Annotated in this window: 11 protein-coding genes and 1 pseudogene; 5 read left to right on the top strand and 7 right to left on the bottom strand. The window is 61.3% G+C overall.

The window, feature by feature from the left end; genetic code table 11:
* Nucleotides 1-33 precede the first annotated feature (33 nt).
* Nucleotides 34-657 (top strand): hypothetical protein, encoded by a 624-nt coding sequence (locus NCR98_RS05145; protein WP_244827607.1) that lies wholly within the window; start codon nucleotides 34-36, stop codon nucleotides 655-657.
* A gap of 80 nt (nucleotides 658-737) precedes the next feature.
* On the opposite strand, the gene NCR98_RS05140 is transcribed toward NCR98_RS05145, so the two are convergent.
* Both NCR98_RS05140 and NCR98_RS05135 read right to left on the bottom strand, forming a co-directional pair.
* Nucleotides 738-2,150, bottom strand: coding sequence for a lactate utilization protein B (locus NCR98_RS05140; RefSeq protein WP_250525673.1), 1,413 nt, complete (start codon nucleotides 2,148-2,150; stop codon nucleotides 738-740).
* Nucleotides 2,151-2,165: 15 nt separating this feature from the next.
* Nucleotides 2,166-2,906, bottom strand: coding sequence for a (Fe-S)-binding protein (locus NCR98_RS05135; protein ID WP_250525672.1), 741 nt, complete (start codon nucleotides 2,904-2,906; stop codon nucleotides 2,166-2,168).
* Between the two features lie 155 nt (nucleotides 2,907-3,061).
* Between NCR98_RS05135 and NCR98_RS05130 the strand changes: the two genes are divergently transcribed.
* A complete protein-coding gene (locus tag NCR98_RS05130) occupies nucleotides 3,062-3,856 on the top strand; it encodes an IclR family transcriptional regulator (protein WP_244827604.1) in 795 nt (264 codons plus the stop codon).
* Nucleotides 3,857-3,940: 84 nt separating this feature from the next.
* Here NCR98_RS05130 and pbpG read toward each other — a convergent pair whose 3' ends face one another.
* Nucleotides 3,941-5,137 (bottom strand): D-alanyl-D-alanine endopeptidase, encoded by a 1,197-nt coding sequence (pbpG, locus tag NCR98_RS05125; RefSeq protein WP_244827603.1) that lies wholly within the window; start codon nucleotides 5,135-5,137, stop codon nucleotides 3,941-3,943.
* A 782-nt stretch (nucleotides 5,138-5,919) separates the two neighbouring features.
* On the opposite strand from pbpG, the gene NCR98_RS05120 reads away from it, so the two are divergent.
* On the top strand, nucleotides 5,920-6,495 hold the full coding sequence (locus NCR98_RS05120) for a phasin family protein (protein ID WP_244827602.1): 576 nt from the start codon (nucleotides 5,920-5,922) through the stop codon (nucleotides 6,493-6,495).
* A 186-nt stretch (nucleotides 6,496-6,681) separates the two neighbouring features.
* On the opposite strand, the gene lpdA is transcribed toward NCR98_RS05120, so the two are convergent.
* The 4 genes and pseudogenes from lpdA to aceE form a co-directional block, all read right to left on the bottom strand.
* Nucleotides 6,682-8,424: a dihydrolipoyl dehydrogenase gene (gene lpdA / locus NCR98_RS05115; RefSeq protein ID WP_350029501.1), complete on the bottom strand. Its 1,743-nt coding sequence runs from the start codon at nucleotides 8,422-8,424 to the stop codon at nucleotides 6,682-6,684.
* A gap of 3 nt (nucleotides 8,425-8,427) precedes the next feature.
* Nucleotides 8,428-8,766, bottom strand: a pseudogene (locus tag NCR98_RS33470) (biotin/lipoyl-containing protein); the annotation flags it as partial.
* A gap of 173 nt (nucleotides 8,767-8,939) precedes the next feature.
* On the bottom strand, nucleotides 8,940-10,607 hold the full coding sequence (gene aceF / locus NCR98_RS05110; RefSeq protein ID WP_244827600.1) for a dihydrolipoyllysine-residue acetyltransferase: 1,668 nt from the start codon (nucleotides 10,605-10,607) through the stop codon (nucleotides 8,940-8,942).
* 79 nt (nucleotides 10,608-10,686) lie between these two features.
* Nucleotides 10,687-13,383 (bottom strand): pyruvate dehydrogenase (acetyl-transferring), homodimeric type, encoded by a 2,697-nt coding sequence (gene aceE, locus NCR98_RS05105; protein WP_244827599.1) that lies wholly within the window; start codon nucleotides 13,381-13,383, stop codon nucleotides 10,687-10,689.
* Between the two features lie 281 nt (nucleotides 13,384-13,664).
* Between aceE and fixL the strand changes: the two genes are divergently transcribed.
* Together fixL and fixJ are read left to right on the top strand one after the other, a co-directional pair.
* A complete protein-coding gene (gene fixL, locus NCR98_RS05100; RefSeq protein WP_244827598.1) occupies nucleotides 13,665-16,217 on the top strand; it encodes an oxygen sensor histidine kinase FixL in 2,553 nt (850 codons plus the stop codon).
* A complete protein-coding gene (fixJ, locus tag NCR98_RS05095; protein ID WP_244827597.1) occupies nucleotides 16,214-16,855 on the top strand; it encodes an oxygen response regulator transcription factor FixJ in 642 nt (213 codons plus the stop codon). The genes fixL and fixJ overlap by 4 nt, the downstream gene beginning before the upstream one ends.
* Nucleotides 16,856-17,120 lie beyond the last annotated feature (265 nt).

The following is a 17,120-nucleotide window of genomic DNA, read 5'->3' as shown; positions in this document are numbered from 1 at the left end:
TATTGTTATCACTACAACGAACTAATCAACGACATGAAATCCGCAGTTGCTGGACTTTTGATCGCGTCATCGGCTTTGGTACTAGGCGGCTGCGCGGTTTATCCCGATGGATCATCCTACGGTGGCGGATATCCCGCCGCGGGCTACGCCGATCCCGGCTATGGCTACGACGCGTACGGCGCGCCGGTGGTCGTTCAGCCCGGCGTAGCGGTGGGCGGCGGCTACTACTCCGGTCCCGGCCCCGCTTACTACGGTCCTGGCCCCGGCCGCTATTGGGATGACGGTCCAGGCTGGCGTCGTCCGCCATCGGGCAACTGGAATCGCGGGGACTATCCGCGTGGGCGCCCGCCGCAAGGAAATAATCAGCCGCAACAAGCGGGTGGCGGACATCAGCCGGGTGGTGGTCAGCCACCGCAAGCCGGTGGAGGCCGTCCGGTGGGCGGACCGCCGCCTCAACAGGCAGGCGGCGGCGCGCCGTTGCCGCGAGCCGTCGGCGGCGTCCCGCCGGGACGTCCGCAGGCGCCCGCCGCGAATCCTGGCGGAAACGGTGGCGGCAATGGCGGCTACCATCGCGGTGGCGATCAAGGTGGTGGCGCCGGTGGCGGTGGCGGACACGGCGGCAACCAGCGAAGCTCGCTCGGGCCAATCGGCGGATAACGCGTCGATTGCGCGGAGCGCTAAAAAGCCGCGCCGGGTCGAACCGGCGCGGCTTTTTACATCGCTTTCGTGGAACACGCTCACCCGAGATGGGTGCCTTTCGCCTTATACAGTTCACGGAAGGTGCGCCCGACCGGCGCGGGCATATCGCGTGTTTCGGTCCATCCGGCGCCGTATGGCATGCGCGATATCGTCTTTCTCTTTCCGCCCATGACTTCAAGCACGCGCACCGCGAGTTTCGTGAAAAGCGCATAAGCAACTGGCCGAAGCGCGAAGTAACCCCACACGGCGAGCGCCACGCGTTCGGTCCAGGGGCGCAGATGGCGTTCGGTCTGCTTTTCGCGCAGTTTGCGCAGCAGGTCGGACAGCGGAATGCCCACCGGGCACACGCTGTTGCATTCGCCGCATAGCGTTGCGGCTTGCGGCAGATCGAGCGCCTTGTCGATGCCCACATAAGCCGGCGTCAACACCGAACCCATCGGTCCGGGATAAACCCAGCCATACGCATGACCGCCGATCTTTTGATACACCGGGCAGTGATTCATGCACGCGCCACAGCGAATACACCGCAGCATCTCCTGAAACTCGCCGCCGATAAGCCCGGTGCGCCCGCCATCGACGAGCACGAAATACATATGCTCGGGCCCGTCCCGCTCGCCCGTCGCGCGGGGGCCGGTCAGCAATGAGAAGTAATTGGAAATGGTCTGCCCGGTCGCCGAACGCGGCAGCAGACGCATTGCGGTGGCGAGATCTTCGAGCGTCGGCAGAATCTTCTCGATGCCTGTCACCGCGACGTGCACGCGCGGCATCACGGTACACATGCCTTCGTTGCCTTCGTTCGTGACAACTGCCACCGAGCCGGTTTCCGCGATCAAAAAGTTGCCGCCCGTCACGCCCATATCAGCGGACATGAAATGCGGGCGCAGCACTTCGCGCGCCTCGCGGGTCATGTCGGGAATGTCCGTGAGACGCGGCTTGCCGTGCGTCTTCGCGAAGAGATCGGCGATCTGCTCCTTGTCTTTGTGAACCACGGGCGCAATGATGTGGCTCGGCGGCTCGTTGTCGTTGATCTGCAGGATATATTCGCCGAGATCGGTTTCGATGGACTGCACGCCCATTTCGCCGAGCACGCGATTCAGTTGCATCTCTTCCGAGACCATCGACTTGGTCTTGATGACCTTTTTCACGCCATGCGCGCGCGCGATGTCCGCGACGAGCCGCGCGGCATCCTGCGTCGATTCCGCGTAGAGCACGGTCGCGCCACGGCGCGTCGCCTCGCGTTCGAAGGTTTCGAGCCATACGTCGAGGTTGTCGAGCGCGCGATTGCGGCGCTCCTTCAGCGCGGCGCGCGTCGCCTCGAAGTCGATATCGAGCACCGCGCTCGCCCGCGCGCTCACGAATTTGGTCGAGAGCTTGGTGAGGTTCTGCTGCAGACGCTCATCGGCGAGTTTGCTACCGGCGCGCGCCTTGAAGTGCATCGTCTGGACTTGCATGGGCTCGCTCGTTCGTCAGTTGCGGATGGAGTCGGATGCGTCGCCGGCAAGCACTTGCGCGATATGCAGCACACGCGTGCTCGTGTCGCCGGTGCGCCTCAAGCGCCCTTCTATATTCAGCATGCAGCCGAGATCGCCCAGCACGACGGTAGCCGCGCCGCTCGCCTTGATGTTGGCGCATTTTTCATCGACGATGGCCGTCGAAATGTCGCCGTACTTCACCGCGAACGTGCCGCCGAAACCGCAGCAATGTTCGCAGCCCGCCATCTCGGTCACGGGCACGCCCGCTTGTGCGAGCAAATCGCGCGGCTGCGCCTTCACGCCGAGTTCACGCAGGCCCGAGCAGGAATCGTGATAGGTCACGGCGCCTTCGAACACACCGGGCTCCATGCGCGCCTTGGCAACATTCACGAGAAAATCCGTAAGTTCGAAGACGCGCGGTTGCAGGCGCGCGAAGCGATTCATGAGTTGCGGATCGTCGCGGAAGAGATCGCCGTAATGCGTGCGGATCATTCCGCCGCACGAACCCGACGGCACCACCACGTAGTCGAATTGTTCGAATTCCCGCAGTGTCTTTTCGGCGAGATCGCGTGCAAGCCTGCGATCGCCGGAGTTATACGCGGGCTGGCCGCAGCAGGTTTGCGCGGGCGGCACGCTCACCGTAAAACCCGCGCGCTCGATCAGCTTGATGACCGAAAAGCCGATCTCCGGCCGCATCATATCGATGAGGCACGTGACGAATAGTCCGACTTGCATGGTGGAGCGTTTCCTGTTTTATCGCGATTTTCTAAGACGCACGCCGATTATCCGCGAAGCGGCGGTGGTTCGGGCAATCCCAACCGCCGACCGCGTTTTCACATTATGAGATACAATTGCGCATCCGTAGTTTGACGCATCAACCGATTTCCACGATGAGCGATACGAACCCGGAATCCAAAACCTCCATTCAGGTGATCGAACGCATGATGCGTCTGTTGGACGCGCTTGCCGGCCACACCGATCCCGTCAGCCTGAAGGAACTCTCCCAAAGCACCGATCTGCATCCTTCCACGGCGCACCGCATCCTGAACGACATGGTGCTGTGCCGGCTGGTGGACCGCTCCGATCCAGGCACGTATCGGCTCGGCATGCGTCTGCTCGAACTAGGCAATCTGGTCAAGGCGCGCCTTTCGGTGCGCGAGGCCGCGATGCCGCCGATGCGCGAACTGCATCGGCAAACGGGACAGACGGTCAACCTCTCGGTGCGTCAGGGCGACGAAATCGTCTATATCGAGCGGGCTTATTCCGAACGCTCCGGCATGCAGGTCGTGCGCGCGATCGGTGGACGCGCGCCGCTACATCTGACTTCGGTCGGCAAACTCTTCCTCGCCGCCGACGAAACCACGCGCGTGCGCGCCTACGCCATGCGCACGGGTCTTTCGGGCCACACACAGAACAGCATCACCGATCTGTCGAAGCTGGAACGTGAGCTGTCGTTCGTGCGGCAACAGGCTTGCGCGCGCGATAACGAAGAACTCGAACTGGGCGTGCGCTGTATCGCGGCGGGCATTTACGACGATACCGGGCGGCTCGTCGCGGGCTTGTCGTTGTCGGCGCCGGCCGATCGTCTCCAAGACGCGTGGCTCAAGCAACTCAGTCATACGGCGCTGGAGATCTCGCGCTCGCTGGGTTATCACCCCGAGCCGGTTGCAGCCGCATCGCGCTGAATCTTGCGTTAGAAACGCTGCTTCAAAGACAAAAAGCCGGACGGGTCGAGAGACCCATCCGGCTTTCTGCTTATTCAAACGTGCTTAGGGGTTCGTGCCGCTACCCATGTCCGCACTCATGATGCGCGGTTCGCCGAGCGTATCGAGGAACGAACGCAGGCGGCCGGCATCCGCGAAACGCGAATACTTGCCGTAGGAATCGAGCAGCACGATCACGACCGGGCGGCCGTTGACCGTTGCCTGCATCACCAGGCACTCGCCCGCTTCGTTGATGAAGCCGGTCTTCTGCAAACCGATATCCCACGACGCATTACGCACCAGCGCGTTCGTGCTGTTGTAGGCGAGATTGCGCTTGCCAGTGAAGACTTCGTAGCTGCGATCCGTCGAGAACTTGCGGATGAGCGGATATTGATACGCCGCGTTCACCATCTTCACGAGATCGCGTGCGCTCGAAACGTTGAGGCTCGTGAGACCCGTGGAGTTCTCGAAATGCGTGTCGGTCATGCCGAGCGACTTCGCCTTCGCGTTCATTGCCGCGATGAAAGCCGGCCGGCCACCCGGGTAATAGCGCGACAACGCAGCCGCCGCGCGATTTTCCGATGCCATGAGCGCGATATGCAGCATGTCCTCGCGATTGAGCTCCGAGCCGACGGCGAGCCGCGAGCCCGTGAACTTCTCGTAATCGCGATCTTCGTCGGTCACCGTCATTTCGTCGGTGAGCGGCAAGTGCGAGTCGAGCGTGACCATGGCCGTCATCAACTTGGTGATGGACGCGATAGGCACGACGGCGCGCGAATTCTTGTCGAAAAGCGTTTCGGACGTGTTCTGGTCCACCACATAGGCCACGCTCGAACGCAGCGCCAGGCTGTCGGGCGTTTCATGCAGACCGAACGCCGAACCGACCGAGGTGGCACGCGGCTGATACGCCACCGAGTGCACTGCGGCGCGGCGCGAGCGCGGGTCCATGCGGTAATTCACTCGACGCTTGCGGGAAGCCCGGGGCACGTCGTCGTCTTCGGCGGCGACCTTGGCTACGCGGGCGGCACGGCCCGATTTCGCCGATGTCTTCGCCACACGAGCAGGCTTTTCGGCCTTCTCGGCGGAAGCAGTGGACTTCGCGGATTTCTTGACGGATTTGGTTGCGGTGGCGGTTTTTGCGAGGGCTTCAGCCGGAGCCGCTGCAAAGGACGTCGCTACGGCGATGGAAATGGCGATCGACAACGCGGAGCGCAGCGCTACGCCATGAACCACCTTAAACGACGAAAACATTTCGGTTTTCATTAGTGTTCTGTTGGGCGGCTGGAGAGTACCGCCAAGTGTAGTGAAGCTACGAAATTTAAGCAATATTAAGCACTTATCGGCACTCGTTAAACTGAGTTGTAAGCCACGATTGCTTATCGTTACACAACGCGCGCTTTGATCGGAAAAAACGATCGCGCTTTGCAGCAGTGCTGCCAACAGTGCGCTTTTATACGGGACGACAAGCGCACTATCGGCAAAACTTTCTGCAACTTGAGCCAGGAATCGCGGATTCGGGTCTGGAAGACAGCGAAGCGAAAATTCGAAGAAGGCTGCGTGCGGTGGACGGGTGCGGCGTCGACACAACAACAACGCAACCGACAGTCGAAATGTTAACGTCTCTTCAACAATTTGGTGTACGGCGTCATCCTAAAAATAGGATTTACTACAGAAACATCTCATCTTTCTTGCCGATGCGAGTTTCCAGCATGCGCATCGACGGGACATGATTCTGTCGTCTTAGCGTGCTTTCATAACGCTCCCATCCGGTTAAGAGCGTCTCGCAACGCCACGCCCTGCGGCGGTGCATAGGGTTTTCACCGAGCAGCAGCGCATGCGGCTTCGATCCGACTTAAGCCATTGTTTAACAAGACCTTTCGGCGTATTGTGCAATGCACAAAAAGCGCTTGACATCTATCGGAATATCTCTAAAATGGCTTCATGTTGCGACGCACCAATCGCGCTTTGCAGTAACCGGCCGCAACGGCGCGCCGGACCTACCAAACCACGACCCGCGTTGATGGGTCGACTATCAGGAGCCTGAGATGACCCTGTTGACCCCCGAGCAAATCGCCGCCGCACAAAAAGCTAACTTCGACACGCTGTTCGGCCTCACGAACAAGGCATTCGAAGGTATCGAAAAGCTGGTCGAACTGAATCTGCAAGTCGTGAAGTCGACCCTGGCCGAAAGCCAGGAGAACACCCAGCGCGCGCTGTCGGTCAAGGACGCACAAGAACTCCTCTCGCTGCAAGCAAGCCTCACGCAGCCGGTCGCCGAGAAGGTTCTGTCGTACGGCCGTCATCTGTATGAAATCGCGTCGTCCACGCAGGCTGAATTCGCTCGCGTTGCTGAAGCTCAGTACGAAGAGCAAAACCGCAAGGTGCAATCGCTCGTCGACAACGTCGCGAAAAACGCACCGGCTGGTTCGGAAACCGCAGTCGCAGTCATGAAGTCGGCCATCACCGCCGCCAACACGACGTACGAAACGGTTCACAAGGCAACGAAGCAAGCTGTCGAAATCGCTGAAAGCAACTTCAACGCAGCCGCCACGGCCGCCACGAAGGCCGCTACGCAAGCGACCGAACAAGCTACGCGCACCGCCAAGAAGACGGTTGCGTAAGTCCGAAGCCGGGTTCGCCCGGTTGACGAAGCAAGAATCACGAAAAACCCGGCCTCGCGCCGGGTTTTTTGTCGTCTGTTGGTTCGGAAAAACGGCTTTAGCTTCACGCATTCGAGCGGGCAGTTCAAAAGCAAAAGCGCGCTTCCGTGAAGAAGCGCGCTTCGCTCGACACCCTTTTGCGGCCGCTTACTTCTTGCGCTGCGGCGGCAAGTCCGTACAGACGCCTTCGTACAACTCCGCCGCCATGCCGATGGATTCGCCCAAGGTCGGATGCGGGTGGATGGTCTTGCCGATGTCCGTGGCATCCGCGCCCATCTCGACCGCGAGACACACTTCGCTGATCAGATCGCCCGCGTTCAATCCGACGATCCCGCCGCCGATCACGCGATGCGTCGCTTCATCGAAAATCAGCTTGGTGAAGCCCTCGTCGCGACCATTGGCGATCGCGCGGCCCGAAGCGGCCCACGGGAACACCGCCTTGCCGTACTTGATGCCTTCGGCCTTGCACTGGTCTTCGGTCTTGCCGGCCCACGCCACTTCCGGATCGGTATAAGCCACCGACGGAATTTGCAGCGCATCGAAGTACGCCTTCTCGCCATGCGCCGCTTCCGCCGCGACGTGGCCTTCGTGCACGGCCTTGTGCGCGAGCATCGGCTGGCCAACGAGATCGCCGATCGCAAAAATATGCTCGACGTTCGTACGCAGTTGCTTGTCGACGTTGATGAAGCCGCGATCCGTCACCGCGACGCCCGCCTTGTCCGCGCCGATCTTCCCGCCGTTCGGACTGCGGCCCACGGCCAGCAACACGAGGTCGTAACGCTGCGCTTCGGTCGGCGCCTTGTCGCCCTCGAACGTCACGTAAATGCCGTCGTCCTTGGCTTCCGCCTTGGTCGTCTTGGTCTTCAGCATGACGTTGGCGAAGCGCTTCGCGTTGTACTTCTCCCAGACCTTCACGAGATCGCGGTCGGCGCCCATCATCAGACCGTCGAGCATTTCGACGACATCGATTTCGGAGCCGAGCGACGCATACACCGTCGCCATTTCCAGCCCGATGATTCCGCCGCCCACCACCAGCATGCGCTTCGGAATCTGACGCAGTTCGAGCGCGCCGGTCGAGTCGACCACGCGCGGATCGTCCGGGAAGAACGGCAACTTCACCGCCTGCGAACCCGCCGCGATGATCGCCTTCTTGAATTTGACGACCTTCCTGCCGCCGTCGCCCTGCACTTCCATGTGGTTCGGATCGACGAACGTACCGACGCCCGTCACCACCTGTACCTTGCGCGCCTTCGCCATGCCCGCGAGACCGCCGGTCAGCTTCTTGACGACGCCTTCCTTGAAGCCGCGCAGCTTGTCCAGATCGATGCTCGGCTTGCCGAACGTGATGCCGTGCGATTCGAGATGCTTGGCTTCGTCGAGCACGAGCGCCGTATGCAGCAGCGCCTTCGACGGAATGCAACCGACGTTCAGACACACGCCGCCCAGGGTCGCATAGCGTTCGACAAGCACGGTGCTCATGCCGAGATCCGCTGCGCGGAACGCCGCCGAATAGCCGCCGGGGCCTGCGCCGAGCACGAGCATGTCGCACTCGACATCCGCGCTGCCCGAATAACTGCCTGCCTTCGGCGCGGGCGCGGCGCTCGCCTTTTCGGCGGGCTGCGGTTGCGCGGCCGTCGGCTTGGTCGGCACTTCGCTCACGCCTCCGCCCTGACCTTCGAGCGTCAGAATCACGCTGCCTTCGGAGACGTTGTCGCCCAGCTTGACCTTCAGTTCCTTCACGGTGCCCGCGGCGGGCGAAGGCACATCCATGGTCGCCTTGTCGGACTCGAGTGTGACGAGCGATTGCTCCTTCTCGACCGTATCGCCCGGCTTCACATGGATCTCGATGACCGGAATGTCCTTGAAGTCGCCGATATCCGGCACCTTCACGTCCTGTGCGCCGCCGCCCGACGCCGCGGGCGCGGGTGCAGCCGGCTTTGCGGACGACGCTTCCTTCGGCGCTTCGGCCTTAGGTTCCGCAGCGGCGCTCGCGCCTTCGGTTTCGATCATCGCGATGACCGAGCCTTGCGAGACTTTGTCGCCCTGTTTGACCTTCACTTCCTTGATCGTGCCTGCCTGGTCGGCGGGCACTTCCATGGTGGCCTTATCGGTTTCGAGCGTGATGACGCCCTGTTCCTTTTCGATGGCGTCGCCGGGCTTGATATTGACTTCGATGACATCGACATCGGAGAAGTCGCCGATGTCGGGTACTTTTAGTTCGACGAGACTCATATTTGTCCCCTATGTCGACCAGAGCCGGTGCCTGAAGCGCCTGACCCGGGTCCCATGCAAGATGATGGCGAAGAAGAGCGGTTGGAGCCGGCGCGCGCACTGAAGCGCGCGCCGTCCCAGCGTCTCACGTGTCTTGCCCGCACAATCGAGCGAGGAAGACACGCGCCACTTTTTTAGAGAATCACCCGGCGGAAGTCCGCCAGAATGCCCGCGAGATAGGCGTTGAAGCGCGCCGCCTCCGCACCGTCGACGACGCGGTGGTCATACGACAGCGACAGCGGCAACGTAAGGCGCGGCACGAACTGCTTACCGTCCCACACCGGCTTCATCGCGCCACGCGACAGACCCAGGATGGCCACTTCCGGCGCGTTGATGATCGGTGTGAAGTTCGTGCCACCGATGCCACCCAGCGAAGAAATCGAGAAGCAGCCGCCTTGCATCTGGTCCGGCTTCAGCTTGCCTTCGCGCGCGAGCTTCGAGAGATCCGTCATCTCCTTCGCGATATCCATCAAGCCCTTCTTGTCGGCGTCGCGGATCACCGGGACGACGAGGCCGTTCGGTGTATCGGCCGCGAAGCCAACGTGGAAATACTTCTTGAAGACGAGGTTGTCGCCGTCGAGACTCGCGTTGAAGGTCGGGAATTTCTTCAGCGCGGAAACCACTGCCTTGATGACGAAAGCCAGCATCGTGATCTTGATGCCCGACTTCTCGTTTTCCTTGTTCAGCTTCACGCGCAGCGCTTCGAGCTCGGTGATGTCCGCTTCGTCGTTGTTCGTGACGTGCGGGATCATCACCCAGTTGCGATGCAGGTTCGCACCCGAGATCTTCTTGATGCGCGACAGCGGCTTTGGATCGACAGGACCGAACTTCGTGAAGTCGATCTTCGGCCACGGCAGCAAGTTGAGGTCGCCACCGCCGCCAGCCGGCGCGGCAACCGCGGCGGGCGCTGCGCCCTGACCCGACATGACGCCCTTCACGAACGCGGTGATGTCGCCTTGCGTGATGCGGCCTTTCGGACCGGAACCGCGCACACGCGTGACATCGACGCCGAGTTCGCGCGCGAACTTGCGCACCGAAGGCGACGCGTGGCTCGACGTGCGTGTGCCATCGCCTGCGGGAATAGCGGGCGCCTGCGCGAGCGCGGACGGCTGGGCGGGCGCGGGCGCGGGTTTGGCGGGCGCATCGGGCGGCGCTTCGACCGGCTTCGGCGCTTCCTGCTTCGGCGCCTCCTGCTTGGGCGCGGAAGCGGCCGGGCTGCTTTCGCCGCCTTCGAGAATCAGAATCAGCGTGCCTTCTGACACCGTATCGCCGAGCTTGACCTTCAATTCCTTGACGGTGCCGGCGGCAGGCGAAGGCACATCCATGGTCGCCTTGTCGGATTCGAGCGTGACGAGCGACTGTTCCTTCTCCACCTTGTCGCCAACCTTCACGCCGATTTCGATGACCGGGATATCCGTGAAGTCGCCGATATCCGGCACCTTCACTTCCACCGATCCGCCGCCGCTCGAAGCCTGAGCGGCTTGCGCGGGTTGCGACTGCGTGGTCGTGCCGGCCGGCGCTTCCTGCTTGGCGGGCGCGTCGGCTTGGGCGGGCGCGGAAGCGCCGCTTTCCAATACGACGATCAACGTGCCTTCCGACACGTTATCGCCCACTTTGACTTTTACTTCCTTGACCGTGCCCGCGGAGGAGCTCGGTACATCCATGGTGGCCTTGTCGGATTCCAGCGTGACGAGGGACTGTTCCTGTTCAACGACATCGCCCACCTTGACCAGAACCTCGATCACGGGAATGTCCTTGAAATCGCCGATGTCCGGCACTTTGACTTCGATCGCTTGACTCATTATTAGTGTCTCCTGTGTTGCATGCGGCGCGCCCCCGCTTCGGGAGCGCGCCGCATCACAACGCACGGGGGCGATGCCTTTAGACGGTCATCGGGTTGGGTTTAGCCGGGTCGAGGTTGTACTTCTTGATCGCCTCAGCGACGACCTTGCGCTCGATCGTGCCTTCGTCGGCGAGCGCGTTGAGCGCGGCCAGCGTGACCCAGTAGCGGTCGACTTCGAAGAAGTGGCGCAGTGCTTCGCGCGTGTCCGAGCGGCCGTAGCCGTCGGTGCCGAGCACCACGAACTTGTTCGGGACATAGGCGCGAATCTGGTCGACGAGCGCGCGGATGTAATCCGTCGACGCGATCACCGGACCTTGCGCGCCCTTGAGCAGCTTGGTGACATGCGGCACTTGCTTTTCGTCGGCCGGATGCAGCAGGTTCCAGCGGTCGATTGCCTGACCTTCGCGAGCCAGTTCCGTGAAGCTCGGCACGCTCCACAGGTCGGCGGCCACGCCCCAGTCGTTCTTGAGCAAGTCGGCGGCGGCGATCACTTCGTTGAAGATCGTGCCCGCGCCCATCAACTGGACGCGCGGACCCTTTGCCGCGCCTTCGGCCTTCCTGAACGCGTACATGCCCTTGATGATGTCCGCGGCAACCGATTCACCTTGCGGAATCGCCGGATGCTCGTAATTCTCGTTCATCACGGTGATGTAGTAATACACATCTTCCTGGTCGGCGACCATGCGGCGCAGGCCGTCCTGCATGATGACCGCGAGTTCGTAACCGAAGGTCGGGTCGTAGCTCACACAGTTCGGGATCGATGCTGCCCACAGAAGCGAGTGGCCGTCTTCGTGCTGCAGGCCTTCGCCGTTGAGCGTCGTGCGCCCAGCGGTGCCGCCCAGCAAGAAGCCGCGCGAACGCATGTCGCCCGCCGCCCAGGCCAGGTCGCCGATGCGCTGGAAGCCGAACATCGAGTAGAAGATGTAGAACGGGATCATGATCTCGCCGTGCGTCGAATACGACGTCGCGGCCGCGATCCAGTCACACATGCCACCGGCTTCGTTGATGCCTTCCTGCAGAATCTGCCCGGTTTCCGATTCCTTGTAGAACATCAGCTGGTCGGAGTCTTCGGGAATGTACTTCTGGCCGTCCTGATTCCAGATGCCGATCTGGCGGAAGAGGCCTTCCATGCCGAAAGTACGCGACTCGTCCGGCACGATCGGCACGATACGCTTGCCGATGGCCTTGTCCTTCAAGAGGATGTTGAGCACCCGCACGAACGCCATCGTCGTGGAGATTTCGCGGCCTTCGCCCGTGCCCTTGAGCAGCGGCTCGAATGCCGACAGTTCCGGCACCGGCAGCGACTCCGCCTTCTCGCGGCGCGACGGCAGATAGCCACCCAGTTCCTGACGGCGGGCGCGCATGTATTCCAGTTCCTTCGAGCCTTCCTCGAAGGTGAGATACGGCACGTCGGCAATCTGTTCGTCGGTCAACGGCAGACGGAACTGGTCGCGGAATTTCTTCAGCGTGTCGATCGGCAGCTTTTTCTGCTGGTGCGTGATGTTCATGGCCTGGCCGTGTTCGCCCATGCCATAACCCTTGATGGTCTTGGCGAGGATCACGGTAGGCGAGCCCTTCGACTTCTGCGCCTGATCGTAAGCCGCGTAGATCTTGTGCGGATCGTGGCCGCCGCGGTTCAGGTTCCAGATGTCTTCATCGGACCAGTCGGCCACCAGCGCCTTCAGTTCCGGCGTGTTGAAGAAGTGCTCGCGCACGAACGCGCCCGATTCCGACTTGTAGGTCTGGTACTCGCCGTCGACCACTTCCATCATGCGGCGCATAAGCGCGCCGGTCTTGTCGCGTGCGAAGAGCGCGTCCCAGCGGCTGCCCCAGATCACCTTGACGACGTTCCAGCCCGCGCCACGGAATTCGCTTTCGAGTTCCTGGATGATCTTGCCGTTGCCGCGCACCGGACCGTCCAGACGCTGCAAGTTGCAGTTGATGACGAACACGAGGTTGTCCAGACGCTCGCGCCCGGCCATGCCGATTGCGCCGAGCGATTCCGGCTCGTCCGTTTCGCCGTCGCCGAGGAACGCCCAGACTTTGCGGCCCTGCGTCTTCACGATACCGCGCGCTTCCATGTACTTCATGAAACGCGCCTGATAGATGGCCATGATCGGGCCGAGGCCCATGGACACCGTCGGGAATTGCCAGAAGTCCGGCATCAGCCACGGATGCGGATACGAGGAGATCCCCTCGCCGCCCACTTCCTGACGGAAGTTGTTGAGTTGCGCCTCGGTCAGACGGCCGAGCAGGAACGCGCGCGAGTAGACGCCCGGCGACGAGTGACCCTGCACGAACACGAGATCGCCTCCATGTTCCTTCGACGGTGCGTGCCAGAAGTGATTGAAGCCGACGTCGTACAGCGTCGCCGCCGAAGCAAACGAAGCGATGTGACCGCCGACATTGGTGTCCTTGCCCGCGCGCAACACCATGGCGATGGCGTTCCAGCGCGTGTACGAACGAATGCGGTGCTCGATGTCCTGGTCGCCCGGGATCTTGGCCTGGCCGGCGACGGGAATCGTATTGATATAGGGCGTATTCGCCGAAAACGGCAGATGCTCGCCATGCACACGGGCGAATTCGATCTGCTTTTCGATCAGGTAGTGCGCGCGATCAGGACCGACTGCCGAAATGACGCCGTCGAGTGCGTCGAGCCACTCGGCGGTTTCCTGAGGATCGTCGTCTTTGGCATTGGCGACATATTTGAGAACTTCGTCGGGTACAGCGGACATGCTCGTCTCCTGATGTGAGGATCGCTCTAAGAACCGCCGACAGTCGCCCGCCGAAAACCGGGCACTGGCCGCGTGCCGGCAATTCTAAATAGGGTCCAGACTTTGTAGCAAGGAATTTTTCGAATCATGAGAGATGATCTCATAATGCGGAAAATTGCTGCAATGCACCGTCCGATATGGCTTTTTTAATCAGACTTTTCTCCTCCTTTTCCCGCAATTGAGCCGTCTCTAGCACCTTTTTACGCTAATTAACAATCAGACGCTGCGTTACAATCGCTTCCATGTTGACCGATCGGCTTCTCGCACGCTCGGCGCGGGTCGCGCGCAAGCCGACCGACTCGTCGCCCACCCGCTGGCACCACGGACCGTGGTGGTCGAACTCCTATTTACTCACGCCGCTCATCTCGATCCTCGTTTTTCTGGTCGTCATGAGCCTGATTCTCTGGAGTCTCAACCGCCGCGAGCAGCAGCAGCAGGAAGACACGCTATATCGGAACGTCGCCTGGGCCCAGCAACAGATTCGTCTTTCGATGACGGGTGCGCAAGAGCAGATCCAGGCGTTATCGCGAGACATCGCAAGCGGTCATGGCGACCCTCAGACATTCCAGACGTCTTCCACCGACATCATGCAGGGGCATCCCGAGATCCTCTACATGAACTGGTACACGAGCCAGCACAAACCGCGCTGGCCTAATACGCCGCTGCCGGTACTCGGGTCTCGGCTCGCCAAACCCAACGACACGCAGATGGACGAAGCGGTGCAGGCCGCCTTCGAGGAAGCGCGCACGACGCGTCGCCAGGTTTATTCGCCCTTACTCTACGACGACCTCGGCAACGGCTACATCACCTTGCAAACGCCGGTGTTTCGCGACCGCGAATTCCTCGGGTCCATCGCGGCGGTGTTTTCCATCGAAGGCATTCTGAAGCACGACATTCCGAGCGAGCTGTCGGCGAAGTACAAGATCTCCATCACCGATCTGAACAATCGCGAACTCGCGACGACATCGAGCCGTCCACGCCTGCCGCGCGACATGTTCTACGATCTGCCGCTCGATCCGCCCGGCCAGGGGTTGTCGGTGCGCGTGTATTCGTATCCGCAGCTCACGAACTTCACGAACAACACGCTGGTGTGGCTCGTCGCCGGCCTGTCGTGCTTCGTGCTCTGGAGCTTGTGGAGTCTCTGGAAGCACACGCGTCAGCGCTTCGAGGCGCAACAGGCGCTTTACGCCGAAGCGTTCTTCCGCCGCGCGATGGAAAACTCCGTCTTGATCGGCATGCGCGTGCTCGACATGCACGGCCGCATCACGCACGTGAATCCCGCGTTCTGCCGCATGACGGGTTGGGACGAAAGCGATCTCGTCGGCAAGAACGCGCCGTTTCCGTACTGGCCGCGCGATGCCTATCCCGAGATGCAGCGCCAACTCGACATGACGCTGCGCGGCAAGGCGCCCTCTTCCGGTTTCGAGTTGCGCGTGCGCCGTAAGGACGGTTCGTTCTTCCACGCGCGTCTTTACGTGTCGCCGTTGATCGACAGTTCGGGCCGCCAGACCGGCTGGATGTCGTCGATGACGGACATCACCGAACCCAAGCGCGCGCGCGAAGAGCTCGCCGCCGCCCACGAACGCTTCACCACGGTGCTCGAAAGTCTCGATGCCGCCGTCTCCGTTCTCGCCGCCGACGAAGCCGAACTGCTGTTCGCGAACCGCTATTACCGGCATCTCTTCGGCATTCGTCCGGACGGGCACTTGCAGCTTGCGGGCGCCGGTTTCGATGGCGCTTCGGGTTCGTCGGAGCTGAGTTCGTCGGACACCATCGACATGGTCGATACCTACGCCGGACTGCCCGCAACCGCGCTGACCGAAAGCTCGGCCGACGCGCAGGAAGTCTATGTGGAAGGCATCCAGAAGTGGTTCGAAGTGCGCCGCCAGTACATTCAGTGGGTGGACGGCCATCTCGCGCAGATGCAGATCGCGACCGACATCACGCAGCGCAAGCAGGCGCAGGAACTCGCGCATCAGCAGGAAGAGAAGCTGCAGTTCACGAGCCGTTTGATGACGATGGGTGAAATGGCGTCGTCGCTCGCGCATGAGCTGAATCAGCCGCTCGCGGCCATCAACAACTATTGTTCGGGCTGCGTCGCCTTGGTGAAATCCGGGCGCATGACACAGGAATCGCTCTTGCCCGCGCTCGAAAAAACCGCACAGCAGGCGGTGCGCGCAGGCATGATCATCAAGCGCATTCGCGAGTTCGTGAAGCGCAGCGAGCCGAAGCGGCAGGCGACGCGCGTGGCCGATATCGTCGCGGATGCAGTCGGTCTCGCCGAAATCGAGGCGCGTAAACGCAAGATTCGCATCGTCACGGAAATCCGCTCGCGCATGCCCGTGATCTACGTCGATCCCGTGCTGATCGAACAAGTGCTCGTGAATCTGTTGAAAAACGCAGCCGAAGCAATGCATGATGCAAAACCGAATGCCGTCGATCCCGTCATCCGCGTGATCGTGCAGCGGCTCGACGGCGGCGTGGTGTGCATCAGCGTGGTCGATCAGGGCCCGGGTGTGGATGAAGCCACCGCCGAGCGTCTCTTCGAACCGTTTTACAGCACCAAGTCCGATGGCATGGGCATGGGGCTGAACATTTGCCGTTCGATCATCGAATCGCATCGCGGCCGCCTTTGGGTCGTGAACAATGTCGAATCGGACGGACACGTGACCGGCGCGACTTTCCATTGCAGCCTGCCGATCGGCGAAGTGGATGGGTCGGGCACGGACTCGGGCGGCAACGCCGGGTCGCAAAGCGAACATACGAGACAACAAACAGTTACGGGAGAACTATGAGCAGTCCAGTCACCACTCAGGAAACCGTCTTTGTCGTGGACGATGACGAAGCCGTGCGTGATTCGTTGCGCTGGCTGCTCGAGGCGAACGGGTATCGCGTGCAGTGTTTTTCGAGCGCGGAATCGTTCCTCGACGTCTATCTGCCGATCGCGCATTCGGGCGCCATTTCGTGCCTGATTCTCGATGTGCGCATGGCCGGCATGACCGGCCTCGAGTTGCAGGAAAAGCTGATCGCCGAGAATTCGCTTCTGCCGATCATCTTCGTGACCGGTCACGGCGATGTGCCGATGGCAGTCTCGACGATGAAGAAAGGCGCGATGGATTTCATCGAAAAACCTTTCGACGAAGCCGAACTGCGCAAGCTCGTCGAGCGCATGCTCGAAAAAGCGCGCAACGAAAGCAGCAGCGTGCAGCAGCAACGCGCGGCCGCCGAGCGGCTTGGCAAGCTCACGGCGCGCGAGCATCAGGTGCTGGAGCGGATCATCGCCGGGCGGCTGAATAAGCAGATCGCCGACGATCTCGGCATCAGCATCAAGACGGTGGAAGCGCATCGCGCGAACATCATGGAGAAGCTGTCCGTGAATACCGTTGCCGACCTTCTGCGTCTCGCGCTTTCAAACAAGCCGCAGCAGCAATAACCGTAGTTCACTGCCTAAAGGCAATCTTTATCCATACGGCCGGCATTCGATGCTGGCCGTATGCGTATTTGCGCTTCCAATTCACGCGCCCTTCTCTCGACATTCCTTCGTTGTCCGCGCATGCAAAACGTGATATTTCGTGGATCACGTTGACACATTACAAGGGCGGCCCGTAACTTGACCGCACCCTCCTTACGGGAACGAGGTCATGCACGACAACGCATTCGTCGCCTTTTCAAACGGTGCTTCGGCACGCGGGCAAACG

The organism is Caballeronia sp. GAWG2-1 (assembly GCF_023631405.1).
Taxonomy (GTDB): Bacteria; Pseudomonadota; Gammaproteobacteria; order Burkholderiales; family Burkholderiaceae; genus Caballeronia.
The sequence above is the reverse complement of the archived record's forward strand: the minus strand, read 5'-3'. Positions and strand labels throughout refer to the sequence as shown.

Excerpts from the sequence above, each read along its gene's own strand:
- NCR98_RS05145 (WP_244827607.1), top strand. The coding sequence starts at position 34 with ATGAAATCCGCAGTTGCTGGACTTTTGATCGCGTCATCGGCTTTGGTA.
- NCR98_RS05120 (WP_244827602.1), top strand. The coding sequence starts at position 5,920 with ATGACCCTGTTGACCCCCGAGCAAATCGCCGCCGCACAAAAAGCTAAC.
- fixL (WP_244827598.1), top strand. The coding sequence starts at position 13,665 with ATGTTGACCGATCGGCTTCTCGCACGCTCGGCGCGGGTCGCGCGCAAG.
- fixJ (WP_244827597.1), top strand. The coding sequence starts at position 16,214 with ATGAGCAGTCCAGTCACCACTCAGGAAACCGTCTTTGTCGTGGACGAT.
- aceF (WP_244827600.1), bottom strand. The coding sequence starts at position 10,607 with ATGAGTCAAGCGATCGAAGTCAAAGTGCCGGACATCGGCGATTTCAAG.
- NCR98_RS05135 (WP_250525672.1), bottom strand. The coding sequence starts at position 2,906 with ATGCAAGTCGGACTATTCGTCACGTGCCTCATCGATATGATGCGGCCG.
- NCR98_RS05140 (WP_250525673.1), bottom strand. The coding sequence starts at position 2,150 with ATGCAAGTCCAGACGATGCACTTCAAGGCGCGCGCCGGTAGCAAACTC.
- aceE (WP_244827599.1), bottom strand. The coding sequence starts at position 13,383 with ATGTCCGCTGTACCCGACGAAGTTCTCAAATATGTCGCCAATGCCAAA.
- NCR98_RS05130 (WP_244827604.1), top strand. The coding sequence starts at position 3,062 with ATGAGCGATACGAACCCGGAATCCAAAACCTCCATTCAGGTGATCGAA.
- pbpG (WP_244827603.1), bottom strand. The coding sequence starts at position 5,137 with ATGAAAACCGAAATGTTTTCGTCGTTTAAGGTGGTTCATGGCGTAGCG.